Raw genomic sequence first — 24,898 nt, forward strand, 5'->3', positions numbered from 1 at the left:
CGTGTGAATCTCTGTTTACAACAGGTGTGGTTAACTATCGGCAACGCTTAAGTATGATGGCTGCAACTCAACGAAAGACGATGTCAAATAATCATTCGGACGACGACGGACAGCGAAGCAGTGTCTCTCGACGACGGTTCGTCGCAGCCAGCGGTGCATCGGGCGTCGCGGCGACACTCGCCGGCTGCGCAGATCTGGTCGGTGGCGGGGACGGCGGCGACGGTGGCAGCGACGGCGGCGACGGTACCGGAGCGACGACGGGCGAGGGCGGGAGCGACGGCGCGACGACGATCCAGTGGGGCATCGGGCCGACCGCCGTCCAGACGGCCGGCGAGGAGATGAAGACGGCACTCCACGAAGCGGGTGGCCTCAGAGACGACATCGAGATCGAGTGGGTCCCCAGCGCCTCGGACACGGGCGAGGTCCGCTCGAACTACAACCGCATCCTCAACGCGGACCAGAGCGACCCCGATATCTTCCAGATGGACAACGGCTGGGTGAACATCTTCATCCAGCGCGGGCTGATCCAGAACCTCTCGGAGACGCTCCCGGAGGATCTCCTCTCGGACATCAACGAGAACTACTTCAGCGGGTTCACCGACACGGCCCGAGACCCGTCGTCGGGTGACCTCTACGGCGTGCCGCTGTTCCCCGACTTCCCGACGATGCAGTACCGCAAGGACCTCGTCGAACAAGCGGGCTACGACCCGGAAAGCGAGAACTGGGCGACCGAGCCGATGACGTGGGAGGAGTGGTCCCACGTCGTCGCCGACGTGAAGGACAACGCCGACGCCGAGTACGGCTTTACGACCCAGTGGGACATCTACGAGGGCACCGCCTGCTGTACGTTCAACGAGGTCATGTCATCGTGGGGCGGCGCGTACTTCGGCGGCCGCGAGAACCTCTTCGGTCCGGTCGGCGAGCGTCCGATCACGGTCGACGAGCCCGAGGTCCACAACGCGCTCAACATGATGCGGAAGTTCGTCCACGACGAGGAGTTCGACGGGACCTTCGCGGACTACGCCGGCAACATCGCGCCGACGGACATCCTCGGCTGGATCGAGGAGCCCTCTCGCTCGCCCTTCGCCGAGGGCGACGCAGTCTTCCACCGCAACTGGCCGTACTCGCTCGCGCTGACCGGCCGGAACCCCGAGGAGACCGACGATCCCGCACTCGGCGAGGACCTGGGTGCGATGCCGATCCCCTACGCCGTCTCCGAGAGCGAGGCCGCCCAGCCCGGAACCGGTGGCACGACCTCGGCGCTCGGTGGCTGGCACCTCACGTTCAACCCCAACAGCGACAACCTCGACGTCATCGACGAGGTCGTCTCGGCCGTCATGGAGCCGGACTTCGCCCTCGAACTGTTCCGACTGCAGGGGTGGCTCCCGCCGCGTCCCGAGCTGTTCAACTCCGACGAGGCCCGGAACGTCGCACCGGTCGGGCGCTACATGGACACGCTCCAGGTGGCCGGTGAGAACGCGATGGCACGGCCGGTCACGCCGGTCTGGAGCCAGCAGTCCAGCGACATCGCCCAGTCGGCCAACAGGGTCGTCGGCCAGGAAACCTCGGCCGAGGACGCGATGGCTTCGCTGACCTCCAGCCTCGAAGCCACCGAACAGAACTGAGTTTAGCGCCTAGCTTTACAACTCTGGTATGTCATCACTAAACATGGATGGGATGTCGATATGAGAGGTGACCGCCTATGAGTACCGAGACGGCGGGTGGTGAACGCGAATCACGTCGCTCGGGGCCGCTGGTTCGTGTCACCCGCTGGATGGAGAACCTCAGCGACACCACCTACGCGTACCTGCTCTTGACGCCCGTGTTCGTCCTGCTGGGGAGTATCGCCATCTACCCCCTGTTGCGGACCTTCGAGATGTCGCTGTTCGCCCAGACGTTTACCGGCCTCGGGGAGTTCGTCGGCCCGGGGAACTACGTCGACCTGTTCACCGGGAACATGGATCGGTACCTCCCCGGACAGCCGACGTTCCTGCCACAGAGCTACGGCGTGCAGGGCCTCGTGACGAGCGCGCTGACGATGACGCTTCTCTTCGCGTTCGTGAGCGTGTTCTTCGAGACGATCATCGGCATGGGGCAGGCGCTGATCCTCGATCAGGAGTTCTACGGTCGCCGCTGGATTCGTGCCGCGATCATCATCCCGTGGGCGGTGCCGGTCGTCATTCAGGGGATGATGTTCTACCTGATGTTCCAGCCCAGCATCGGATTCCTGACGCCGCCACTGGCGGATCTCGGCCTGCTCGCGCCCACGAACACGCTCAACGACCCCGCGAGCGCGACGTTCGTCATCATCGTCGCCGACATCTGGAAGACCTCGGCGTTCATGGCGCTGCTGATCCTCGCGGGCCTCCAGAGCATCGACCGTGGCCTCTACGACGTGGCGAAAGTCGCCGGGGCCTCGAAGTGGCAGCAGTTCAAGCACATCACCTTCCCGCTGATCCTGCCGACCATCGCCGTCGCGGTGCTGTTCCGGTCGGTCGCGGCCATGCGGGTGTACGGGATCATCGACATCGTCTCCAGCTGTACCGTCGTGCCGTCGCTGTCCTGTATGGTCGTCGAGTCCTTCTTTTCGGGCTTCAACGCGGCCGCCGGGACCATCGCGTTCACCACGGCGGCGATCATCGGGCTGGTCGTGATGTCGCTGATCCTCTGGCAGGGAGAGGAGGCGATCTAACATGGCGACGATAGACGACACCGACGAGCCGGACGGACCGCTCAACCGCTGGGTCCAGCGGGCGATCGAGGACCCGGAACGCGTCTACCGGGCGCTGTTCTACACCGCGATGGTCTTTTTCATGGTCACCACGCTGTTTCCGTTCTACTGGCTGCTGGTGCTGGCGGTGACGCCCAACAGCGAGATCATCGGCGGCGGTTTCATCCCGGAAATCGAGCTGTTCGGGGCGACGGTCCCGTTCCCGCTGCCGGTCCCACAGGGGTTCAATCCGGGCGCGTTCGTCGACGTGTTCAGGGAGATTCCGTTTCACCTGTACATGCTGAACAGCTTCGCGCTGGCGGTGACGACGACGATCATCGTGCTCGTCGTCGCCAGTCTGGCGGGCTACGTCTTCGGCCGCCTGGAGTTCCCGGGCCGGGCAGTGCTGATGCTCGCGATTCTGGCGATCAGCTACTTCCCGCCCGCCGCCTTCGTCGTCCCGCTGTACGACGTCTTCGCCGGCAACGCCGTGAACATCCCCTTCACGGACGTGGCGCTGTTTCAGTCGATCGAACTGCTGAACACGCCGGGGTCGATGGTGCTTCCCTTCAGCGCCCTGTTCATGCCGCTGTCGATCTTCATCCTGACGACGTTCTACGGCCAGATTCCGGACGGACTGGAGGACGCGGCCCGCGTCGAAGGGACGACCCGACTCGGCGCGCTGTTCCGGGTCATCATGCCGCTGTCGGCCCCCGGCGTGGCGACCGCAGCGGTCTTGACGTTCATCTCGGTGTACAACGAGTACTTCTTCAGCTCGATCATGGCGACCTCCCCGCAGGCGGGCAACTGGTCGCCCCTGGTCGGCGGGATCCTCAGCTACCAGACCCAGTACACTACCTCGTTCAACCTGATGGCGGCGGCGAGCGTCGTGGGCGTGCTCCCGATGCTCATCCTCGTCGTCGTCGCACAGGAACGCATCGTCAGCGGACTCACCTCGGGAGCACTCAAGGAGTAATCATGGCACGCCTCAAACTCGAACACGTCACGAAACGCTACGAAGATGTCACGGCAGTCGACGACATGAACCTCGATATCGAAGACGGGGAGTTCGTCTGTCTCGTCGGCCCCTCGGGCTGTGGGAAGTCGACGACGATGGAGACGATCGCCGGTCTCACCATCCCGACCGAGGGGAAGGTGTTCATCGGCGATCGGGACGTGACGAACCTGCCGCCCAAGGACCGCGGGATCGCGATGGTGTTCCAGAACATCGCGCTCTTTCCCCACATGGACGTGTACGACAACATCAGCTTCGGCCTGCGTCTCAGGGATTACCCCAAAGAGGAGATCGATCGCCGCGTCGAGCGGGCCGCCGACATCGTGCAACTGGAGGGGATGCTCGAACGGATGCCGGACGAGATGTCCGGCGGCCAACGCCAGCGCGTCGCGATCGCGCGTGCGATCGTCCGGGAGCCCGACGTGTTCCTGATGGACGAACCGCTGGCGAATCTCGACGCCAAACTCCGGGTCCACATGCGGACGGAACTCCAGCGACTCCACAAGGAACTGGACACGACGATCATCTACGTCACCCACGACCAGGCCGAGGCGATGACGATGTCGGACCGGATCGCCGTCCTCGACACCGGGGAACTCCAGCAGATCGATCCGCCGCTGGTCTGTTACAACGAACCGACGAACCTCTTCGTCGCGGGCTTTATCGGCTCCCCGTCGATGAACTTCCTCAACGGCACCGTCGGGACCGACGCGATCGAGACGCCGAACTTCTCGATCGAGTTCGATCCCGCCCGCGTCGACGGGCTGGCACCTGGCGACGACGTGACCGTCGGCGTCCGGCCGGAAGACGTGTATCCCGAGTCGGTGGCCGACGACGTCGCCCACCCCACCGCCGCGATCCAGGCCCGTTCGGACGTGCTGGAGCCGATGGGCGACGAGATCTTCGCGTACCTCCTGCTGGGCGACGGCGAGACATCGATGTCACAGGAGGCCGCGACGGACGATCAGTTGCTCATGAGCATCGAACCGGACTCAGACCTCCGGGAAGAAGAGGCGGTCAGCGTCGTGCTCGACCGGCGAAAGATCCACCTGTTCGACGACGCGACCGGCGACGCCATCGCCCACGGAATCGTCGACGTGACCGGCGAGGGATCGACGGGGACGCGCGCGGAGAGTGACGACTGACCATGGTCGCCGACACCGCCGCCGTGGTGTACTGGAGCGGGATGGTCGTCCTGTTTTTCTTCTGGGTCTACGGCATCGTGTCGTTCGCCTTCGACCTGCGAAACAAGATCATCCCGGGGGTACTCCAGTACCGACGCGGCCGCCGCAAGCGCAAAGCTGAACGGGAACGCGAACAGGAGCGAGAAGAAAAGGAACAACAGCTGTACTGAATAATTCCCGAGCGTTTTTATCCCCGTCCCACGGAGGCACGGACAGAGAATGACTGACATAGAAGACGTTCGACTCGGCTTCGTTGGACTCGGCAACATCGCACACCTGCACGCGGACCAGGTACTCGACGTGGGGGGGACGGTGGCCGCCGGGACCGACATCGACGAGGACGCTCGCGAGGAGTTCGCGGCGGCCTACGACGCCGACGTGTACGAAGACGAGGGCGCGATGTACGAGTACGTCGACGCCGTCGTCGTCTCGACGCCCAACACGTTCCACGAGGAGTACGTGACCAGCGCGCTCGAAGCGGGCCTCTCCGTGCTCGTCGAGAAGCCACTCGCCCACTCTCTGGAGAGTGCCGAGCGGATCGCGGACGTGGCGGCCGACGCCGAGGGCTTTTGCATGGTCGGGTTCCACAACCGCTTCCGGGGGCCGGTCCAGGTCCTCGACCAGTACCGCCGGGACGGCGAACTCGGCGACGTCTCTCACGTCGAAGCGAACTACATCCGCCGACGCGGCGTCCCCGGTCGTGGCAGCTGGTTCACCCGGAAGGAGGTCTCCGGCGGCGGCGCGGTCATCGACATCGGGACCCACGCCATCGACGTGGCGCTACACCTGCTGGGCTTCCCGGAGATCGAAGAGGTCTCGGCACAGACCCGCGCGCAGTTCGGTCCGGACGACGACTACACGTATCTGAACATGTGGGGCTACGACGAGGGTGCCGGCGGCTTCGACGTCGACGACTCCGCCACGGCGTTCGTCCGCTGTGCGAACGGCACGACGATCTCGCTGGAGGTCGCGTGGGCGAGCAACCGCTACCCGAGTCAGGAACTCGTCGTTCGCGGCGACGGAGGCGGCGCGCACCTCGACATGGCCGACGACTCCCTGACCGTGCTCGATACGGCCGACGACGGCGCGGCCCACCACCGTGACACCGAGATCGAGACCGCAGACCAGGAGGCTCACGGACTCGAACAGGAGTACTTCCTCGAACACGTCGCCAGCGGCGACACCCCCGAGATGAACACGATCGAGCAGGGGCTGACCGTCCAGCGCGTGATGGACGCGATCTATCGGTCCAGCGAGGCCGGCAAAGCGGTCTCGGTGGAGTAGCTCCCCCGGATTGCGGTCCGTTCCCGACGGCGACCCGCGCTGTCAGCAGCGACGGCGCTGTCTGTCGGCGCGAAAGGCGCAAATTACGCCGGACCGCGCGAGAGAGGAAGACTTAATCCCCGGTGCTCACATCTTCCGACCACGTATGAAAGCTGTCGCAATCCGTCGCGGGAGCGACGAGCCAGAACTGATCGAGAAGCCACGGCCGGAGCCAAAACACGGCGAAGCGCTGGTTCGGACGCTCCGAGTCGGTGTCGACGGCACCGACCACGAGGTGTTGAGCGGGTCCCACGGCGGGTTCCCCGAGGGCGAGGACCACATGGTGATGGGCCACGAGGCCGTCGGGGTCGTCGAGGATCCCAACGGCACCGGCCTCGACGAGGGCCAGTACGTCGTTCCGACGGTCCGTCGGAAGCCCAACGGCGAGACAAACGAGTACTTCCGCCGCAACGAGCCGGACATGGCTCCCGACGGCGAGTACTTCGAACGCGGGATCGTCGGCGAGCACGGCTACATGTCCGAGTACTTCACCAGTCCCGCGGACTTCCTGATCCCCATCGAGGCGGAGATCGCGCCGTACGGCATCTTCGTCGAACCGCTGTCGAACACGGAGAAGGCGCTGGAACACGCTCGCGCGACCCGCTCTGCGTTCGACTGGTACCCCGAGTCGGCCGCCGTGCTGGGCAACGGTCCGCTCGGTCTGTTGACGCTGTGGCAGCTCACCCAGGAGTTCGATCGTACCTACTGTCTCGGTCGACGCGACCGGCCCGACCCGACCATCGAGTTCATCGACGAGGTCGGTGCGACGTACATCGACTCCCGCGAGACGCCGGTCGACGAGATCCCCGACGAGCACGAGGGGATGGACTTCATCTACGAGGCGACCGGCTACGCGCCCCACGCGTTCGAGACCGTCCAGGCGCTCGCGCCAAACGGCGTCGGCGCGCTGCTGGGCATCCCCGGCTCCTGGGACTTCGAGATCGACGGCGGCTCGCTGCACAACGACATCGTCCTCCACAACAAGTGTCTGTTCGGCTCGGTCAACGCCGGTATCCGACACTTCGCGGAGGGGGCGGCAGTCGTCGAGGCGATGCCCGACGACCTGCTCGATCACCTCGTGACGACGGTCACCGACCCGGAGAACGTCGAGCCGGCCTTCGAGGACGGCGACGACCAGATCAAGGCGATCGTCGAGTTCGAGTCGCCCTGAGACGGACGGTTGTCGGAGCGATCGCGGTCTGGAAACGTAGCTGTCGGAAGACTTAGTTGGCGCGTCGGTCAACCGATTCGTATGCCCCGCGACGACCTCCGGGACGCACTGGAGCAGGTCATCACCGTCTTCGACCTCGGTGAGTACGAGGTCACGGCCTACCTCGCGGTGCTGGAACACGGCGAGCTCTCCGCGTCGGAGCTGTCCGAACACACGGACATCCCACAGCCACGGGTCTACGACACCGTCCGGAGTCTCAGCGACGTTGGCCTCGTCGAGCTGAAAGACAGCCGCCCGATGACGGTGCTCGCGATCGATCCACGGGAGGCCTTCGACGACGTGCAGTCCTCGCTCGACTCCCTCGTCGACGACCTCTCGCGGCGCTACACCGCGCCGACGCGCAAGCCCGAGGCGGTCTCGCTGGTGAAGTCCCGGCCGACGATACTGCGCTATCTCGAAGACATCATCACCGCCGCCGAGTACGAGCTGATGCTGTCGCTGACCCCCCGGCTGCTCGATCGGTTCGAGGACGCGCTCCGGTCGGTCCACGACGAGGGCGTCGCCATCGAGATCGTCCTCTCGCCGGCCGCCAAAGCCCCGCCTGCCGGCGAGTTCGACTACCGGGGCCTCGCCACGACCGTCAAAGGGCGTCGCGGGATCACGACCCCGGTGGTCGCCGTCGCCGACGGCAACTACTCGATGTACGCCACCCGCGAGAGCGTGCGCGGGAACAACGACCGCTACGGCGTCATCTTCAACCGCTCTGAGCTCGGCTTTCTCGTCTCGGGCTTTCTCAACACGGTGCTGTGGACGACCGCCGAGACGATCGTCGGCAACGGCGAGGACCTGTCGTTTCCCCGGCGTTACGGCACGATCCGACGGTGTATCTCAGACCTGCAGGCCCTCGACGGCGAGTTCTACGCGGCCATCGAGGGACGGGACGTCGAGAGTGGCGATCCGCGCGTCGTCGAGGGCCGAATCGTCGAAGCGGAGTTCGGCCGCAACCGCGAGGTCGCGACCCTGACGGTCGACGGCGAGGACGGACGCGTCGCCGTCGGAGACCGCGTGGCCGCCTACGAAGATATCGAAGCGTTCACGATCAGCGTCGGCCGCGACGAACCGCCCACGACGTAGCGAGACGACGTGTGTCACTCCCTCGCGTTCCCTTTTGGGTAACCTAAATCTCAAGTACGTCCGGCAGAGAGCCCTATCTAATGAGCCAACAGACGGTTTCAGACGGGGAGGATGGGTTCACTTTCGACGACCTGACGGTCGTCATGGGGACGTACAACGAGGCCGAAGCGATCGGGACGGTCCTCTCTGACATCGACGCCGAGACGGACGGCCGCGCGAACGTGATCTGTGTCGACGGGTCGAGCGACCGCACGCCGGAGATCGCCCGGGACCACGGTGCCCGCGTCATCGAACAGGAGCCACAGGGGTACGGCGTCGCCGTCCGCGAGGCGGTGCTGGCCGCCGACCGGCCCGTGGTGGTCACGACCGACTGCGACGACACGTACCCGATGGATCGGCTCGGCGACTTTCTCGATCTGATCGACGACGGCGCGGACGTGGTCAGCGGCGACCGGCTCTACCACGGTGCCGATCCGATGCCGGCGTTCAATCGCTTCGGGAACCACGCCTTCGCCGTCCTGGCGAGTGTCCTGATGGGCGAGCGCGTCCACGATACGACGACCGGCATGCGGGCCTACCGCCGCGAGGTCGTCCAGAAGATCGAGTGGACCGAGAACACCGGCCTCTCGGCGGAGCTGTTGATCCGTCCGCTGATGCGGGGCTACGACGTGCGCGAGGAGCCCATCGCCTACGCCGAGCGAGCCGGCGAGACGAAGCTCGACCCGCTCTCGGGCGGTGCAGCCATCGCGAAGTCGATCGTCAAAGTCTGCCTCCAAGAGAGAGTCCGCTGATCACCGCCCGGGCGGCTGTCGGTAGCTCTCCGTCCCGCCGGGATGCCCCTGCGGGTTTTCCAGGCCGACGAGCCTGCCGCCGGTCGGGGACGAGTACAGCGCGTACTGGAGTTCGTTGATCAGGTAGTACCGGACTCGCTCTTCTGGCCGTCCGTCTGGGTCCGGATCCGCAGTGTCGACGCCGAACTCCCGGAGCAACCCGTCTCTCCCGGCCCGGTCGAGCGCTGCGAAGGACTGTTCCTCCCACGTCTGGGCGTAGGATTCGAGGTCGTCCAGCGCCGTCGCCACGCCACGCCCGTACGCCGGCCGGTCGGTGATCTTCCCGACGACGTACCGCTCGACGAACGCGTCGACGTTGTCGACGGCGTCGGGGTAGATCGTGTCTGCGAGCGCGAGCAGCGTCTCGCGCTGTCGCTCCGATAGCCCCGACTGCTCGTCGTCCCGACGGAGCCGATCCCAGGTCAACGCGCTCCCGGCGGCGACGCCGCCGATGCCGAGTGCGATCACCGCGTCGCGTCGCGTGAGTTCGTAGTCGGTCATGGTGTCGTAAGCGTCGTCTCGATCCAGACGCCGTCCTCGTGGCTGCCGGGGACGTACGCAGCTTCGCCGCCACAGAGTCGCCCGTCCCGACAGACCTCCGCGTACGGCGTCAGGACGCGGACGCGTCCGTCGTCGGCCTCGACGGGGAGTTCGAACCGGTACGTGAAACCCGCACCGGTGCCGTAGTCGACGAACGCCGACAGGACGAGTCGCTCGCGGTCCGCGAGGGGGACGACCGTCCGGTCGAGCCCTTCGCCGGTCAACGCGGCCCGCTCCCCGTCGAGGGTCAACTGCAGCGACAGCGACTCACGGCCGGCCGCGTCGGCCGTCGTGTAGCCGCTCCCGTTCTCGCTGGCCAGCCGAATCGACACCCGCTCTGCGAACCGTGGCACCCCGAGCGTCGTCTCCTGACGGACCGTCTCGCCGCTGGCGTGGTCGACGCGCTGGAGTCGCGGCTCGACGGTCTCGCCGGTCGTGGGCGACCACGGCCCGCGGTAGGTGTACCGATAGATCTCCCGGTCCGGGAAGGCGTCGACGACGGCGAACTGCCGCTCGCCGAGCGCGTACACCGTCCCGTCGTCGTAGCCCGGATCGTTTCGCAGGGCCTGGAAGGGATGGCCCAGCCAGTCGCCGTACGGCGTCGGCAAGAAGACGAGCGCGTCGTCGAGCGCCCGCTCCTCGAATGGCTCGTAGGCCCGCTCGTAGCGGTCGGTGACGGCGGCGTTGTCCGACACCGGCTCCGCGACCATGGCGACGCCCAGACCGGTACAGAGCGTCCCGGAGAGGACCAGCGCCGCGGCGACGTGTCGGGCGCTCGCCCAGGAGCGACGCCGTACCGTCTGGCGGAGCCGCTCCCACGCGACGGTCAGCCCGACCGAGCCGAAGACGACCGTCGGCACGAGGAGGTCGACGTGGTAGTACGTCCCGAGCGTGTGGACCAGTCCGTCGCCGGCCCGATCCAGTTCGCCGAGCGTGTTCAGCGTGCCCCAGAAGAAGAGGTTCCCGACGGGCACCGTCACCGCGATCCCGGCGACGGTCGCCTGTTGCGGCGTCAGTCCCCGCCTGGTCGCCGCCGCGAAGCCGAGGACGGCCGCCAGCGTCCCCAGCGCACCGCCGACGACCCACCTGGTCGCGTACACCCACAGCGCCTCGGCGTTCGATCGCAGCGCCAGCATGGGCGTGTACTCCCGGCTGTAGCCGGCGATCTCTCGGAGGCCGAAGCCCGGTCCGTCCATGGGAGCGAAGACCTGGTAGGGAAAGCGCAGCGGATCGCCGGTCATCACCGCGTTGTGGCCCAGCGCCACGGCGACGCCGACGATCCCCAGTGCCGCCGTCAGTCCCTGTCGCACGAGTGGCTCGCGCTCCAGTTCCCGCAGCGTCCACAGCGCGTGGGCGATGAACGGCGCGGCGAACAGAACCGCGGTGTAGGGGCGCGCGAAGAAGGCGATCCCGATCGCGACGCCCGCCGCGACCGCGCTCGCCCGGCTCTCGGTCCGGTCGGCGTGGAGGTACGCCGCCGCGAACGCGAGGTTCCAGAGCGTCGTCGGGACGTACGGGAGGAACACGGACGCGTCGACGAGAAAGAGCGGCGACCCGAGCAACAGGACGCCGGCCAGCAGTCCCCGCCGACGGTCGAACAGTTCGGTACCGACCCGAACCGTCAGCGCGACGACGCCGCCGGCCGCCAGCGCGAGCGCGACTCGGGCGCTGCCCAGGAGTTTGCCGACGGCGAACATCGCCGCCGGAACCGGCGAGTACTTTGGGTACAGCCGGCCGTCGCCGGCCTCGACGAAGAACCACGGTCGGAAGGCGTCGGTGACGGGCGGATCGAGGAACAGCCGCCCCTCCAGCAACATGGCCGCCTGCTGGAGATAGACGGCCTCGTCGTGGTTGGTCGTGTGGTAGGGAAACACCTGCGTCGCCAGCCCGTAGACGACGATCGCGGCCGTCACCGCCACCCCCGCGACCGCGAGCCGGTGGCGACGGGGCGTCATTCGGTGGGGTACCAGGCCAGCGGGTGGTCGGCCGTCAGGTCGATCTCGACCGGTTCGCCCGGTTCGAACGACTCGCTGTGGTTGTGCAGACAGTGGACTACGTCGCCGCTGTGAAGCGTCACCCGGTAGACGAAGGAGGGGCCGTTGTACTGGCGCTGCGTGACGTAGCCGTCGGCGGTCGACTCCGCGGTCGGGATCGCCCGCAGGTCGTCGGGCCGGACGAGCACGTCGACGGTCGCGCCGTTGTACGCCTCGACGGGGCCGTTGAGCCGCGCCGTCCTGAACGTCCCCATCCCGGTCTCGATGTCGTCGCCGGCCACGCGGGCAGAGAGGAAACTCGCCTGCCCGAGGAAGCTCGCGACGAAGCGCGACTCGGGGTTCTCGAAGACCTCGGCGGGGTCGCCCACCTGCTCGATCGTGCCGTCGTTCATGATCGCGACGCGGTCGGAGATCGACAGGGCCTCCTCCTGGTCGTGCGTGACCGAGATCGCGGTCACGCCGGCTCGCTTGAGGATCTTCCGGACCTCCTCGCGCATCTCGACCCGGAGGCGCACGTCGAGATTCGAGAACGGCTCGTCGAGCAGCAACACGTCGGGCTCGGGCGCGAGCGACCGCGCCAGCGCGACCCGCTGTTGCTGGCCGCCGGAGAGCTTGCTGGGCATCTTCTCGCGGTGGTCGGTGAGATCGACGAGCTCCAGCAGCTCCGTGACCCGCTCGTCCGCTTCGCGGCTGTCGGCGTCCCGGAGCCCGAAGGCGATGTTCTCCGCGACGTTCAGGTGTGGAAAGAGCGCGTAGTCCTGGAAGACGATCCCGACGTTTCGCTCTTCGGGCTTGCGGAAGGTCGATCCGTCGGCGACGGCCCGCTCCTCGATCTGGATCGAACCACCCGAAGGGCGTTCGAGGCCGGCGATCATGCGCAGCGTCGTCGTCTTCCCACAGCCCGAGGGGCCGAGCAGTGTCAGTAGCTCCCCGTCGTTGACCGACAGCGAGAGGTCGTCGACCGCCGTCTCCGCGCCGTACTCGCGGGTGATCCCGTCGAGTTCGACGACGGTCGCGGACGGGTCGTCGACCGCCGATTCGACCGAGTCGAACGCTGCTGTCGTGTTGCGCGTGTCTATGTCAGGTTCCATTCTGTTGTTCCCTCCCGAGGATGACGAGCATCGACAGTCCGGAGACGACGACGAGTACGAGCGCCGGGACCGCGGCCTGCCCGTAGTAGCCGGACTCCTGGACCCGCCAGATGTACGTGACGAAGGTCTCGAATCCCAGCGGCCGCAGCATCAGCGTCGCCGGGAGCTCTTTCATCGTCGTCAGGAAGACCAGCGCGCCGCCGGCCGCGATACCGGGCGCGACCAGGGGCAAGACGACCTTCCGGAAGGCCGTCAGCGGCGGATATCCCAGCGACCGAGCGGCCTCGACGTAGCTGGGATCGACCTGTAACAGCGACGACTTCGTCGTCCCCACCGCCTGTGGCATGAACCGGACGACGTAGGCGAACACGAGCAGGAACACCGTGTTGTAGACGAAGGGGACGTACTTGAGGCTGAGAAAGACCAGCGCGAGGCCCAGCACGACGCCCGGGACCGCGTAGCCGACGTAGCTCAGTCGGTCCGGCAGCGAGCTGATCCGCGAGTCGCCACGGGCCGCGAGGTACGCCAGCGGAAGCGCGACGACGACGCTGACCGCCGCCGCCGCGGCCGCGACGGTCAGCGAGTTCCAGGCAAAGCCCAGCTCGAAGGGCCGGCCAGCACCCGAGTAGCCGACGCCGCCCCTGACGAGCCACTGCAGGAGGATCGCGATCGGGAGCGCGAGTCCGAGCGTCGCGACCGCGCCACAGAACAGCGTCGCCGGGAGCTTCCAGACGCCGAGTTTGATCTCGCCGGGGCGGCGCGCGCCGCGACTGACGTACGCGCCGTCTCGACCGGCCTCGATCCTGGACTCGACGGCGAGGATGACGACGGCCATCGCGAGCAACAGCCACGAGAGCACGGCGGCGTAGTCGATCCGGCGCGCCCCGAACTCGTTGAAGATCATCCGGGTGAACACGTCGTACTTCATGATCGACGGCGTCCCGAAGTCGCCCAGCGTGTAGAGGGCCACGAGCAGTCCGCCGCCCGCGATCCCCGGCAGGATCTGGGGGAGCGTGACGCGCTTGAACGCCTCCCAGCGCGTGTGATTGAGCGACCGTGCGGCCTCGACGATCGTCCCGTCGAACGACAGCAGGGCGGCCCGTGTCGTCAGGAAGATGTAGGGGTACGTAAACAGCGTCAACACCAGCGTCGCACCGGGCAGCCCGTAAATCGCAGGAATCTGGTCGACGCCAAGCGGTGCGAGCAGGTCCGAGAGGTGGCCCTGCGGCCCGAACGCCGAGACGAACGCGAACGCGCCGATGTAGCTGGGGACGACCAGCGGCAACGCGCTCGTGACCGTCCAGAACCGGCGGAAGGGGAGGTCCGTCTGGACCGTCAGAATCGCCAGCGGAACGCCGACGAGCGCGGACAACAGGGTCACGCTGCCCACCAACACGATCGTGTTCGCCGTCACCTCGATCGTCGTCTGGCTGGTGAGCAACTCGATCGCACGCACGGCATCCATCTCGCCGGCCCGGAGGACGAGCCAGGCGAGCGGCGAGAGCACGAGGAGCGTGATCGCGACAGCGACGCCGGAGAGCACCCTGGAGGCGGAGCGTTCGGTGGTCGCTCCCTGGGTCTGCTCGGCGATGCGGTCGCGATCTCCGGTGGCCATCAGAGGACGCCGACCTCACGCAGCATGTCGACCGTCCCGCCCAGATCCGATAGCTCGCCGAGATCGATGTCCGGCGGATTCAGCTCGTCGATCGTCGGGAGGTCGCCGACCGGCTCGACGCCCGAGATCATCGGGTAGGCGTAGGTCCGGGTGGCGAAGAACTCCTGGGCCTCCGCCGAGAGGACGTGTCGGAGGAAGTTCTCCGCGAGCGCCTTGTTCTCGGTGCCGTCGAGGATCTGGGCACCGGAGACGTTGACCAGCGCACCGGCGTCGCCCTCGGTGAACGCGAGGTCGATCGGGGCCGAGGATCGGTCGCTCTGGACCCGCAGCGAGTAGTAGTGGTTCGCGAAACCGGCCGAGATCTCGCCGTCGGCCACGCGGTTCGAGACGGCGAACTCGTTGTCGTAGGTCGTGACCCCGAGGTCCTGCATGGACTGGAGCCACTGACGAGTCGTCTCGTCGTCCTCGATGACACGCATGGCGGTCACGAACGACTGGAAGGCGCTGTAACTGGGTGCCCAGCCGAAGGAGTCTCCGAAGGCGCTCGTCTCGGGGAACGCCGCGACCGTACTCGGCACGTCACTGGCCGAGAGTTCGTTCGTGTTGTACGGGATCGCGCGGGCGCGGCCGGCGAAGCCGACCCAGCGGTCCTCGCTGTCCTTGAAGGCGTCGCGAACGGGATCTGTCACTTCGGCGGACATCGACACGGCGGCACCGTCCTCGGCGACCGACCCCAGCGAACCGGCGTCGACGGCCATGAACACGTCGGCCGGCGTGCTGCCTGCGCGGTTCTCTTCTGCGATCCGGTTGGCGAGGTTGCTCGCCGACTCCTGCTGTGCGCTCACACTGAAATCGGGGTAGATCTGTTCGAGGAGATCGACCAGGTCGAGGTAGAGACCGCTCTCGCCGCCGCCGAGATACATCGTCAGTTCGCCCGAGAGGTCCGGGAGGTCGTCGATGCTGGTCCCCTCCGGGGCGGAGCGTTGCTCGACGAGCGGACCAGAGCCACGGAAGTCACCGAGCGATAGCTCGCTGGCGCTCGTGCCGTCGCTTCCACCGGGGAGCATATCCGTGCATCCGGCGAGCGCGCCGGCAGCGAGCGTGCCGCTGGCGGCCAGGAATCCGCGTCGTGACGACGGACGCGAGCGATCTCGATCCGATCGGTCGGCGTCGTCAGCGTTGTGTTCCATCATTGGATTTAGGCCCTCCTAAAGGACTTATACCTTTCTAATCGTCCGCCGGTACGGCCGCCGGTTTTTCGCTGACGCTTCCGGGGTCGATCTCGTCGAGACAGCTCAGCCAGTCGAGCATGTACTCCCCGCAGTAGTTCAGGAACGGCCCGTTCTCCCAGTCGTCGAAGTCGCCCTCGGCGAGGGCCCGTGCCATCGCTCGGAACACACCGGCGTAGCTGTCAGCGTCGTCGCCGACCTCGTCGACGATCTCCCAGACGTGCTCGTTCAGTTCGAGTCCGTGGACCTCGTTGGTCAGGTCCGAGAACGTCGAGCGCGGGGCCTTGTTGTGCTCACAGAGCGGGTCGCCGTTGTACACCTGCTTGCCGAGCACGTCGGCCGCGCGTTTGAGGAAGAGACCGCTCCAGATGTCGTCGAAGCGGCCCACGTCCCAGCGGTTGTCGTCCATGGGCAACTGGTAGAAGGCGGGGATCACTTCCCGACGGAAGGCGAGGTTCATCGAGCAGACGGTGAGGTACTGGCCCGGTGCGGCGACGAAGTCCGTCCCGTAGTCCTCGCTGGTCGTGCGCGTCTGGGCCTGGCCCTGGAGGTCGCCGTCCATCAGGATCCGGACCGCGTCGAGGTCGGGGACGTTCGTCCAGAGGCCCTGTGAGGCGACGACCTCGTCGACGTGGGCGGTCTCGGTCTCGACGGTCTCGTCCATGGCGGCGTAGGGGTAGCCACGCGGGTAGAGGTCGTGGTCGGACTGATAGAGGACGTTGACCCACTGCTCGTCCGAGCGGACCTGCTCGATCTCGCCGTCGTGGTCGAGGTTTCGCATGTGGGTGCCAAAGAAGTCCACGTCGTCGTGGGGGAGCGTGTCGTCGTCGATGAACACGCCGTACTCGAAGTCGTTGGCCCACATGTACAGCAGGCCGAAGGAGGTCTGTGCGTGACTGGCCTCGGGAATCAGGTGGTCGTACTCGCCCGCGCCCTGCCGTTCGAACCACTCGGTGCGTCGCGAGCCGTCGAACACTTCGCCGTCGACGCCCAGATCGTCGATCAGCGCGGCCATTTCGTCGGTGTCACAGAAGTCCTCTGTCACGAGAACGAACGACAGGCGGTCGGTGTCGAAGCCGTGTCGACGCGCGTTCTCGACGTACGCCTCGATACACTCGTACTCCCTGATCGTCGGAACGACGACGCAGATGTCGGTCATTAGTTGCCCACATCTCTTTAGGCAACCCTAAAATACTTGTCGTTGTCCGCTACCACCCACGAAGGAAGTCCAGAGATAATTTGCCGATCGGTAATGAATGTATGTAGTAAATATCGCCTGGGCAAGGAGAACTATTATTTGCTTGCCCGCGGCGTGTTCCAGTACCATGAACAGACGAACTACTGGGGGTGAGCGCGGCCAGCCATGAATCTCGATGGCCAGACCTGCGTCGTAACCGGGTCGTCGCGCGGGATCGGACGCGGTATCGCCAAAGACCTGGCCGCCCACGGGGGCGACGTCGTAGTGAACTACCGATCGTCGGAAAACGAAGCCGGGGCCGTCGTCGAGGATATCGAAGACGACGGCGGCACTGCGATGGCCGCACAGGCCGACATCTCCGAGCAGGACGACGTGGAATCGATGGCCGCGGCGGTACACGATACGTTCGGGTCGGTGGACGTACTCGTCAACAACGCCGGGATCACCATCGACAAGAAGTTCGAGAACATGACCCGCGAGGACTGGGAGACGGTCATCGACGTGAACCTCGGCGGCGTGTTCAACTGTACGAACGCCTTCTACGACGACATCGAACAGTCGGACACCGGACGGCTGATCAACATCTCCTCGGTCGTCGGCCAGCAGGGCAACTACGGGCAGGCCAACTACGCGACGACGAAGTCCGGTCTGTTCGGGTTCACGCGCACGCTCGCGCTCGAACTCGCCGACACCGGCTCGACGGCCAACTGCATCGCGCCGGGGTTCGTCGCCACGGACATGCTCGAAGAGGTGCCAGAGCGCGTCCAGGAGAAGATCCTGCGAGAGATTCCGCTGAACCGGTTCGCCACGGTCGAGGACATCTCGGGGATCGTCCGGTTCGTCGCCAGCGAAGAATCGAGCTACATGACCGGACAGGTGCTCGGCGTCAACGGCGGCATGGAGTGGTAAGATGAGTGAGCACGACGCGGATCAGGAAGACGAACAGGTGACTGACGACGCGGTCTCGGACCCCATCGAGGAGCTTCGGGAACGCAAACGCGAGGCCCAATTGGGCGGCGGCGAGGACCGCATCCAGGCCCAGCACGACAAGGGGAAGATGACCGCCCGCGAACGGATCGACTTCCTCGTCGACGACGGCACGTTCAACGAGATCGATCCGTTCGTCGAACACCGATCGACGAACTTCGGAATGGAAGAAAAGCAGTTCGCGGGCGACGCCGTCGTGACGGGCTACGGCGAGGTCGACGGGCGGAAGGTCTTTCTGTTCGCTCACGACTTCACCGTCCTCGGCGGCTCCGTCGGCGAGGTCGTCGCCGACAAGATCTGCAAGGTGATGGACAAGGCCATCGAGAACGGCGTGCCCGTCATCGGGCTGAACGACTCCGGCGGCGCGCGCATTCAGGAGGGCGTCGACTCGCTCGTCGGCTTCGCCAAGATCTTCCAGCGCAACACGGAGGCCTCGGGACTGATCCCGCAGATCTCGGCGATCATGGGGCCGTGTGCCGGCGGCGCGACCTACTCGCCCGCGCTGACGGACTTCACCTTCATGGTCGAGGACACCAGCCACATGTTCATCACGGGGCCGGACGTGATCGAGACGGTCACCGGTGAACAGGTCTCAAAGGGCGAACTCGGCGGTGCGGGCTCACACTCCTCGAAGTCCGGCGTCGCCCACTTCGCGTACCCGAGCGAGGAGGCCGCACTGGAGAACATCCGACGGCTCCTCTCGTATCTCCCACAGAACAACATGGAGGACCCGCCGCGGGTCAAACCGTGGGACGAACCGGACCGCGAGGTGCCGGAGGTCACGGACATCGTCCCCGACGCCCCGCGCAAGCCCTACGACATGACGAGAGTCATCGGGAGCATCGTCGACGAGGATTCGTTCTTCGAGGTTCACGAAAGCTGGGCGCGCAACGTCGTCGTCGGCTTCGCCCGCATGGACGGGCGCTCGGTCGGGATCGTCGCTAACCAGCCCCGGGTCAGCGCCGGGACGCTGGACATCGACGCCGCCGAGAAGGCCGCCCGGTTCATCCGGATGTGCGACTCGTTCAACGTCCCGATCGTCTCGCTGGTCGACGTGCCGGGCTTCATGCCCGGGACCGACCAGGAGCACAACGGGATCATCCGTCGCGGCGCGAAGCTCATCTACGCCTACGCGGAGGCGACGGTGCCGCTGCTGTCCGTAGTCGTCAGGAAGGCCTACGGCGGGGCCTACATCGTCATGTCCTCGAAGTTCCTCGGCTCGGACGTGAACTACGCCTGGCCGGGTTCGGAAATGGCGGTGCTCGGACCGCGCGGCGCGGTCAACATCCTCTATCGCAACGAGATCGCCGAGGCCGACGACCCCGACGCCCGCCGGCAGGCGCTCATGGACGAGTTCCGCGAGGAGTTCGCTCACCCCTACGGGCCGGCCAAGCGGGGCTATCTCGACGACGTGATCGAACCGAAGGACACGCGCAAACGACTGATCGACGACCTCGACCTGCTGGAACGCAAACGCGAGGAGTCGCCGCCGAAAGACCACGGCAACATCCCACTGTAACGATGTCGTCACTCGAACCAACTGACGACGAGGAACCGACCGACGACGCCGACGAGACGACGGTGACCGTCACTGCCGGCGACCGGGAACTGGACGTGTCGCTCCCGGACGACGCGTCGTCGTCCGAGGCCGCGGCCATCGCCTCGGCGATCAGTGCCCACGTCACGGATCGCCAGCGCGCTGCGGCCGCCGCGGCAGCGGCGCGCGACGACGGACCCGAGTACGCCAACGAGTGGGTACTCGAAGGGCGTCTCGAACGCTTCGGCAAGCGCCGCCGTCCACAGCGCGTCGAGAAGGGCGACGAGTGGAAGGCGGCCGGTCGGTCGTTCTATCGGTAGGAGCTACTCCTCGCCGTTCATCTCTCGGAGCACTTCGAGGTCGCGGGTGGTCTTCGCGAACTCTGCGGTGGGAGTGTACGCGTCGCAGTGATCACACTGGAACCGCTCTCCTGACGCCGGAAGCTCGGAGAGACGCTGTTCCCACTCGGTCGTGCAGTCGGGACACTGGAGCTGTATCCAGGCTTCCTGCATGTGTTCGTGTGACAGTGGCACACTCATATACTTTGTCCGGGCTCTCGACCGCCGGGAACACGGGCCACAACGACAACTAGAGTGACAGGTCAGGGCAAAGACAACTGGAACCACAACGAACACAATACCCCCGCGAGTCCCCACCCACATGGGAGTCGCCGTAATCGAAGCGTCGATGACGAAGTTCGGCCAGCGCGACGCCTGGCTCCGCGATCTACTCGCGGAGGCGGGCGAGGAGTGTCTGTCCGACGCACCCATCGACAACGACGACGTGGAGCATCTGTACGTCTCGAACATGTCCAGCGGGGAGTTCGAGGGACAGACAGGCGTGATGAACTGGCTGGCTCACGATCTCGGCCTGCTACCGGCCTACAGCGAGCGGGTCGATCAGACGTCTTCCTCCGGCGGTGCGGGGATCTACGAGGCCTGGCAGTCGATCGCCTCCGGCGCGAGCGAGATGACGCTACTGGTCGGCGGCGAGAAGATGACCCACAAGACCACCCCGGAAGCGACCGACATCATCGCCTCGATCACCCATCCCGACGAGTACAAACACGGCGTCACGCTGCCGTCTTTCGCCGGCCTGACCGCGCGTCACTACCTCGAACGATTCGACGCGCCCCGCGAATCGCTGGCGAAGGTCGCCGTGAAGAACCACCGCAACGGCGTCGACAACCCCAACGCGCAGTTCCAGAAGGAGATCACGACGGAGACGGCTCTGGAGTCGCCGATCGTCGCCGACCCGCTGCGCCTGTACGACTTCTGTCCGATCACGGACGGCAGCGCTGCGATGCTCTTTACCACCGAGGAGCGGGCGGCCGAGTTGACCGACGACTACGCCGTCGTCTCCGGGATCGGCGGCGCGACGGACACCCACGTCGTCCACGAGCGCGACGATCCGACGGTGATGGGCGGGGTCGTCGAGTCGAGCGACCAGGCCTACGAGATGGCCGGTCTGGGTCCCGACGATCTCGACGTGGCCGAACTCCACGATATGTTCACGATCCTGGAGTTCCTCCAGCTGGAGGGGATCGGCGTCGCCGAGCAGGGCGAAGCCTGGGAACTCGCGATGGACGGCTACACGGACAGAGACGGCGAACTGCCGATCAACACCTCTGGCGGACTGAAGTCCAAAGGTCACCCGCTCGGCGCGAGCGGGGTCGCTCAAGGCGTCGAAATCTACGAACAGCTCGTCGGCGAAGCCGGACCGCGACAGGTCGAGGCCGACGTGGGACTGGCCTGTAACGTCGGTGGCTTCGGGAACTGTGTCATCACCACGATCATGGAGGCTGCAGAATGACTGCTGTTGCACACTCACTCGTCGGCGGCTCGTGTCGCGCGCAACGATGTCACACTCGGTCACACGGGGGTGACCTCGCGTGACCCTCGATGCACACCGCTGTGAGAACGGTCACGTGACGTATCCCGGCCACACGTTCTGTCCGGAGTGTGGAGAGAAACAGACCGAGACGGTCGACCTCTCGGAACGCCGCGGCGAGGTCGTCACCTGGACTCACTCGACGGCGACGCCGCCGGGCGTGCGCGAACCGAACACGCTGGCGATCGTCGAGTTCGACGTGGCAGACACCGTCGTTCGCGCGCTCGGCCAGGTCACGACCGACGACGTCGAGACCGGCGACGTGGTCGAACCGGTGTACGTCGAGGAACTGCGTGATCCCGAGATCGGGATCAAGGAACCGGAGAGTCAGGACTGGGACGGGTATCGCTTCCGACCAGTCCAGTGAGGCGTCTCGTCGTCGATCAACTGGTCGGAAGCGATCGGTGAGAGCAGTCCAGTGAGGCGTCTCGTCGTCGTGCGGTCGACCGGGAAAACGGCGACGCCGATCAGTGTCATACGAATTATTGTGGCGATTTACCGGCGACGATCGCCGGTAAGCAACTACGATAAACCGAATCAGTCGGCCGTGACGATCGTCCGTCGAACCGGTTCGTCGGAGGACTGTTCGGCCAGTCGGTCCAGACAGTCCGCGACGGATTCGGTCTCGGAACCCGCCGCGTGCGGTGCGACGGTCCGGAGGTCGCCGTTCTCGTAGAGTGCGAGACAGATCGCCGGAAAGACCAGCTCGGTGCGCTTCTCGCCGGTCTCCATCGAGTAGCACTCTCGGGTGTCGAAAAACGGCGTCAGGCGGGCACCGTTAGACCGGGCCCAGTCGCTGAACTCGTTGTACCGACGCCGCTGTTCGGGCGCGTTCTCCCCGTCGACCGGCAGCCGCTTGTCCCACGACGTTACGCTGTAGTCGTCGAGGAGTCCCGTCGACGTGAGTCGCTCCAGCCGAGCGATGGTCCGCTGGCTGCTCTGGGTCGCCGGTGTCGGGAGGGTCTCCCGAACGAATAGCCTCGCCCGAACTCCCCCCGGCTGCTCTGTCGTGGGCATGGTGTCTCTCCGTAGCAGCCCACGCATAATAAAACATGATGTTTTTCAGAATATGTATTTGGGTAGTGGCGACGAACACGAACGCAGTACAGGAGCGGGAAGTTACCGCTGGTAAACTCTGGCATCGAGACGTTTCCATTCGATCTACGCTCACAGTGTCGGGTGGATGCCCGTGTCGCAGTTCGACACACTGACCGGCGAATATCGTCACGAAGTGATATAGTAACAATTGAAACGATTTACACACCGATCGCACTGCTGTCGTGCGATCGGGTGTGCATTGATTTTCAATGGCTACTATAGCTGGCAGTATCAGGAAGCGTCGTCGTCGTCCGAATCGGTCTGATCGCTCACGTCGTCCTTCAGCGAACGCAGTTCCGCGTCCACGTCGACGGGCACGTCCTCGCTCTCGTCTTCGCCGTCGGCTTCGAGGCTGGCCGCCGATCCTCCCTCCGGGCTCCCGTTGGATCGCTCCTCGATGCGGGACTCGATGTCCGCTCGCAGGCGACGGGCTTCGGTCAGGAGCTCGCGCGCCTCGTCGTCCGTGGGCTGGCCCTCGACGGCGTCCTGGAGATCAGCGAGCGCGCCGTCGAGCTTCGAGAGCGTGGTCGCGCTGAGGCGCTCGGCGCGCGCCCGCACGTCGCTCCCCTCCGAGTCCGCCGTCGGTGCTCGACCGTCCGCCATCCGCAGCGCCCGCTGGAGGAGCTTCAGGGCCTCGATGTTGGTCCGCAACAGGAGGATCGTCGCGGGAATGGCGACGTCGCTGGTCAACCGCATCAGTTCGCGCGGCGTCGGCGGACGCAGCCGATCGTCGTCGTCCCGTGGCTCGAACTCGGTTTCGAGCCGCTGTAACGTCGTGACGAGTTCGCCGACCAGGGACGCAAGATCGTCGTCGGAGCTGCTCATACGCGCCCTTGCAGTGTGAGCTATAAAAACCCAGCCGCGGTCGGATTAGGCGAACCAAAATCCTTTTAGCTTTAGGCATACCTAACGTCCGCTAATGGCACCCGTCTCGGAACGCGAACAAGATTCAGACGACGCTCGGACAGAACCGTCGGTCAGCGCGCACCAGAGTTCCCCCGACAGAACGGTCTTCACTGAAGACGGAAACTCCGACGCCTGGATCGCGACCGACCTCACGGTCGAACCCTGGGAGTAACGCGGCTCTTCTCCTCGCTACCCGATCTCGATACCGTCAGTTGCGACGCTACTGCATCGCGTTCTCGGTGACGAGCGTGTCGTCTTCGAGGTAGTGCTCGATGTGGTGGGCGTCCTCTTCGGTCTCGACCAGGATCTCGCGGAGGATCTGTGCCGTCGCGTGGTCGCCGAGGTTGGTCGCCAGCTCGACGTGGTCACGCAGCGACTCGATGATCTCGCCGTACATCTCGAGGTCGTTGGCCAGCGAGGTCCGGATGTCGTACACGTCCTCGTCCTCGGAGTCGACCGGCGCGTGGTCGGCCAGTGCGGCCGGTCCGGCGACGGGCGTCCCACCGAGTGCCTGGGCGCGCTCGGCGAGTTCGTCGGCCGCCGCTTCGGCGTTTGCGGCGGCGTCGCCCAGGAACAGGTGGAGGTCGCGAAACTCCGCGCCCTCGACGTTCCAGTGGTGTTTCTTGAGCTGGTGGTAGAGGACGTAGGTCGCCGCCAGGTCGCTGTTCAGCGCGTCGATGATCTGCTCGGACTTGTCTCGTTCGAGGCGAAGCTCGTTGTCACCGACGGTGCCAAACTCCTGCTGGACGGACGTTTGTTTGCTCATGGCAACTGCGACTACTACCGGACGGCACTTAAAACCTTCGCGATTCCAGAAACTACTTTTTGGTTTTGGCAAACCTAATTCTCGAATCCTGCATAACGTGGCAACTAGATGTAGTGTTTTCCCGCACTCCGTGGGAGCCGATCGGCCGAGACGATCTGCTGTCTGATCGAGAACGACGGTCCCAGAAAGTCGTCTCCGGCGGTGCCGCGTCGCGACCTACAGCGTGCGGTCGAGCGCCACGTACGCGACACCGTCCGGTGGCGTCGACGACACGCCACTCGCGGTCGAGACGGTCCGGCGGTGTACGTCGACGACGGCACCGAGCATCGCGTCGCCGACGCCGAGGGCGTCCCCGAACTCGTCCCACACGGTCGACGGAACTCGCAGGTAGTAGACCCCGGCCGTGCGCTCGATCAGCGGGTCCTCGTACTGCTTGCGCCATTCGTAGACGATGTTCTCGACGCCGGGCAACTCCTCGACTGCCGCCTGGTGGTCGGCGAGTCGCTGGGTCAACGCTGCTGGATCGACCTCGAACTCGCTGGCCGATCGCTCGACTGCGGCGGTGTCGAACAGGTCGCTGTCGGCGGACTCCATCGCGCGACGTTCGCACTCGATGCACAAAAGTCTCAACAATCGATGGTCCGTTCTCACCGCCCGAGACACCGCCAGCAGAATTATCC

The 24,898-nt window shown here is 65.7% G+C and carries 26 protein-coding genes; 15 read left to right on the forward strand and 11 right to left on the reverse strand.

Features of this window, described 5'->3' with window-relative positions:
* The first annotated feature begins 80 nt into the window (after positions 1–80).
* The 9 genes from HMUK_RS10915 to HMUK_RS10955 all read left to right on the forward strand — a co-directional run bounded on the left by HMUK_RS10915 (position 81) and on the right by HMUK_RS10955 (position 9,328).
* The gene (locus HMUK_RS10915; RefSeq protein ID WP_015763218.1) at positions 81–1,625 is read left to right on the forward strand and encodes an extracellular solute-binding protein; all 1,545 of its coding nucleotides are present in this window, start codon (positions 81–83) and stop codon (positions 1,623–1,625) included.
* A 77-nt stretch (positions 1,626–1,702) separates the two neighbouring features.
* On the forward strand, positions 1,703–2,692 hold the full coding sequence (locus tag HMUK_RS10920) for a carbohydrate ABC transporter permease (RefSeq protein WP_015763219.1): 990 nt from the start codon (positions 1,703–1,705) through the stop codon (positions 2,690–2,692).
* A gap of 1 nt (position 2,693) precedes the next feature.
* Positions 2,694–3,686 carry a carbohydrate ABC transporter permease gene (locus HMUK_RS10925; RefSeq protein ID WP_015763220.1) on the forward strand — a complete coding sequence of 331 codons (993 nt, stop codon included), beginning with the start codon at positions 2,694–2,696 and terminating at the stop codon, positions 3,684–3,686.
* A gap of 2 nt (positions 3,687–3,688) precedes the next feature.
* Positions 3,689–4,870, forward strand: a complete 1,182-nt coding sequence (locus HMUK_RS10930; RefSeq protein WP_015763221.1) for an ABC transporter ATP-binding protein — start codon at positions 3,689–3,691, stop codon at positions 4,868–4,870.
* Between the two features lie 2 nt (positions 4,871–4,872).
* On the forward strand, positions 4,873–5,079 hold the full coding sequence (locus HMUK_RS10935; RefSeq protein ID WP_015763222.1) for a hypothetical protein: 207 nt from the start codon (positions 4,873–4,875) through the stop codon (positions 5,077–5,079).
* Between the two features lie 49 nt (positions 5,080–5,128).
* Complete coding sequence (locus tag HMUK_RS10940; RefSeq protein WP_015763223.1) at positions 5,129–6,193, forward strand: Gfo/Idh/MocA family protein; 1,065 nt, start codon at positions 5,129–5,131, stop codon at positions 6,191–6,193.
* Positions 6,194–6,338: 145 nt separating this feature from the next.
* Positions 6,339–7,403: a glucose 1-dehydrogenase gene (locus HMUK_RS10945; RefSeq protein WP_015763224.1), complete on the forward strand. Its 1,065-nt coding sequence runs from the start codon at positions 6,339–6,341 to the stop codon at positions 7,401–7,403.
* Positions 7,404–7,484: 81 nt separating this feature from the next.
* Positions 7,485–8,537 carry an HTH-type sugar sensing transcriptional regulator TrmB gene (gene trmB, locus HMUK_RS10950; protein WP_015763225.1) on the forward strand — a complete coding sequence of 351 codons (1,053 nt, stop codon included), beginning with the start codon at positions 7,485–7,487 and terminating at the stop codon, positions 8,535–8,537.
* Positions 8,538–8,617: 80 nt separating this feature from the next.
* Positions 8,618–9,328, forward strand: coding sequence for a dolichyl-phosphate hexose transferase (locus HMUK_RS10955; RefSeq protein WP_015763226.1), 711 nt, complete (start codon positions 8,618–8,620; stop codon positions 9,326–9,328).
* Here HMUK_RS10955 and HMUK_RS10960 read toward each other — a convergent pair whose 3' ends face one another.
* The 6 genes from HMUK_RS10960 to HMUK_RS10985 are packed head-to-tail and all read right to left on the reverse strand — an operon-like array spanning position 9,329 to position 16,995.
* Positions 9,329–9,868 (reverse strand): gluconate 2-dehydrogenase subunit 3 family protein, encoded by a 540-nt coding sequence (locus tag HMUK_RS10960; protein WP_015763227.1) that lies wholly within the window; start codon positions 9,866–9,868, stop codon positions 9,329–9,331.
* On the reverse strand, positions 9,865–11,862 hold the full coding sequence (locus tag HMUK_RS10965; protein WP_015763228.1) for an ArnT family glycosyltransferase: 1,998 nt from the start codon (positions 11,860–11,862) through the stop codon (positions 9,865–9,867). Before HMUK_RS10965 ends, HMUK_RS10960 begins: the two co-directional genes overlap by 4 nt.
* Positions 11,859–12,992, reverse strand: coding sequence for an ABC transporter ATP-binding protein (locus HMUK_RS10970; RefSeq protein ID WP_015763229.1), 1,134 nt, complete (start codon positions 12,990–12,992; stop codon positions 11,859–11,861). The genes HMUK_RS10965 and HMUK_RS10970 overlap by 4 nt, the downstream gene beginning before the upstream one ends.
* Positions 12,982–14,607, reverse strand: coding sequence for an ABC transporter permease (locus tag HMUK_RS10975; RefSeq protein ID WP_015763230.1), 1,626 nt, complete (start codon positions 14,605–14,607; stop codon positions 12,982–12,984). The genes HMUK_RS10970 and HMUK_RS10975 overlap by 11 nt, the downstream gene beginning before the upstream one ends.
* Entirely contained in the window at positions 14,607–15,800 is a 1,194-nt protein-coding gene (locus HMUK_RS10980) for an extracellular solute-binding protein (RefSeq protein WP_015763231.1), read from the reverse strand. Before HMUK_RS10980 ends, HMUK_RS10975 begins: the two co-directional genes overlap by 1 nt.
* A gap of 34 nt (positions 15,801–15,834) precedes the next feature.
* On the reverse strand, positions 15,835–16,995 hold the full coding sequence (locus HMUK_RS10985) for a hypothetical protein (RefSeq protein ID WP_015763232.1): 1,161 nt from the start codon (positions 16,993–16,995) through the stop codon (positions 15,835–15,837).
* 204 nt (positions 16,996–17,199) lie between these two features.
* Here HMUK_RS10985 and HMUK_RS10990 point away from each other — a divergent pair, with 204 nt between their 5' ends.
* The 3 genes from HMUK_RS10990 to HMUK_RS11000 are packed head-to-tail and all read left to right on the forward strand — an operon-like array spanning position 17,200 to position 19,878.
* Positions 17,200–17,943, forward strand: a complete 744-nt coding sequence (locus HMUK_RS10990; protein ID WP_015763234.1) for a beta-ketoacyl-ACP reductase — start codon at positions 17,200–17,202, stop codon at positions 17,941–17,943.
* A 1-nt stretch (position 17,944) separates the two neighbouring features.
* On the forward strand, positions 17,945–19,540 hold the full coding sequence (locus tag HMUK_RS10995) for an acyl-CoA carboxylase subunit beta (protein ID WP_015763235.1): 1,596 nt from the start codon (positions 17,945–17,947) through the stop codon (positions 19,538–19,540).
* Positions 19,541–19,542: 2 nt separating this feature from the next.
* Positions 19,543–19,878, forward strand: a complete 336-nt coding sequence (locus HMUK_RS11000; RefSeq protein WP_015763236.1) for a hypothetical protein — start codon at positions 19,543–19,545, stop codon at positions 19,876–19,878.
* Positions 19,879–19,881: 3 nt separating this feature from the next.
* Here the strand turns inward: HMUK_RS11000 and HMUK_RS11005 are convergent, their stop codons facing one another.
* A complete protein-coding gene (locus HMUK_RS11005) occupies positions 19,882–20,097 on the reverse strand; it encodes a DUF7836 family putative zinc-binding protein (protein ID WP_223270950.1) in 216 nt (71 codons plus the stop codon).
* 121 nt (positions 20,098–20,218) lie between these two features.
* Between HMUK_RS11005 and HMUK_RS11010 the strand changes: the two genes are divergently transcribed.
* Both HMUK_RS11010 and HMUK_RS11015 read left to right on the forward strand, forming a co-directional pair.
* Entirely contained in the window at positions 20,219–21,370 is a 1,152-nt protein-coding gene (locus tag HMUK_RS11010) for a thiolase family protein (protein ID WP_015763238.1), read from the forward strand.
* 79 nt (positions 21,371–21,449) lie between these two features.
* Positions 21,450–21,815, forward strand: coding sequence for a Zn-ribbon domain-containing OB-fold protein (locus HMUK_RS11015; RefSeq protein ID WP_015763239.1), 366 nt, complete (start codon positions 21,450–21,452; stop codon positions 21,813–21,815).
* A 170-nt stretch (positions 21,816–21,985) separates the two neighbouring features.
* Here the strand turns inward: HMUK_RS11015 and HMUK_RS11020 are convergent, their stop codons facing one another.
* Together HMUK_RS11020 and HMUK_RS11025 are read right to left on the reverse strand one after the other, a co-directional pair.
* Positions 21,986–22,465: an HTH domain-containing protein gene (locus tag HMUK_RS11020; RefSeq protein ID WP_015763240.1), complete on the reverse strand. Its 480-nt coding sequence runs from the start codon at positions 22,463–22,465 to the stop codon at positions 21,986–21,988.
* A 312-nt stretch (positions 22,466–22,777) separates the two neighbouring features.
* Positions 22,778–23,371, reverse strand: coding sequence for a DUF7547 family protein (locus HMUK_RS11025; RefSeq protein ID WP_015763241.1), 594 nt, complete (start codon positions 23,369–23,371; stop codon positions 22,778–22,780).
* A 94-nt stretch (positions 23,372–23,465) separates the two neighbouring features.
* Between HMUK_RS11025 and HMUK_RS17620 the strand changes: the two genes are divergently transcribed.
* Positions 23,466–23,624 (forward strand): hypothetical protein, encoded by a 159-nt coding sequence (locus HMUK_RS17620; RefSeq protein ID WP_015763242.1) that lies wholly within the window; start codon positions 23,466–23,468, stop codon positions 23,622–23,624.
* Positions 23,625–23,672: 48 nt separating this feature from the next.
* Here the strand turns inward: HMUK_RS17620 and dpsA are convergent, their stop codons facing one another.
* Positions 23,673–24,218, reverse strand: a complete 546-nt coding sequence (gene dpsA / locus HMUK_RS11030) for a DNA starvation/stationary phase protection protein DpsA (protein ID WP_015763243.1) — start codon at positions 24,216–24,218, stop codon at positions 23,673–23,675.
* 216 nt (positions 24,219–24,434) lie between these two features.
* Complete coding sequence (locus HMUK_RS11035) at positions 24,435–24,812, reverse strand: hypothetical protein (protein WP_015763244.1); 378 nt, start codon at positions 24,810–24,812, stop codon at positions 24,435–24,437.
* Positions 24,813–24,898 lie beyond the last annotated feature (86 nt).

Source organism: Halomicrobium mukohataei DSM 12286 (genome assembly GCF_000023965.1).
Taxonomy (GTDB): Archaea; Halobacteriota; Halobacteria; order Halobacteriales; family Haloarculaceae; genus Halomicrobium; species Halomicrobium mukohataei.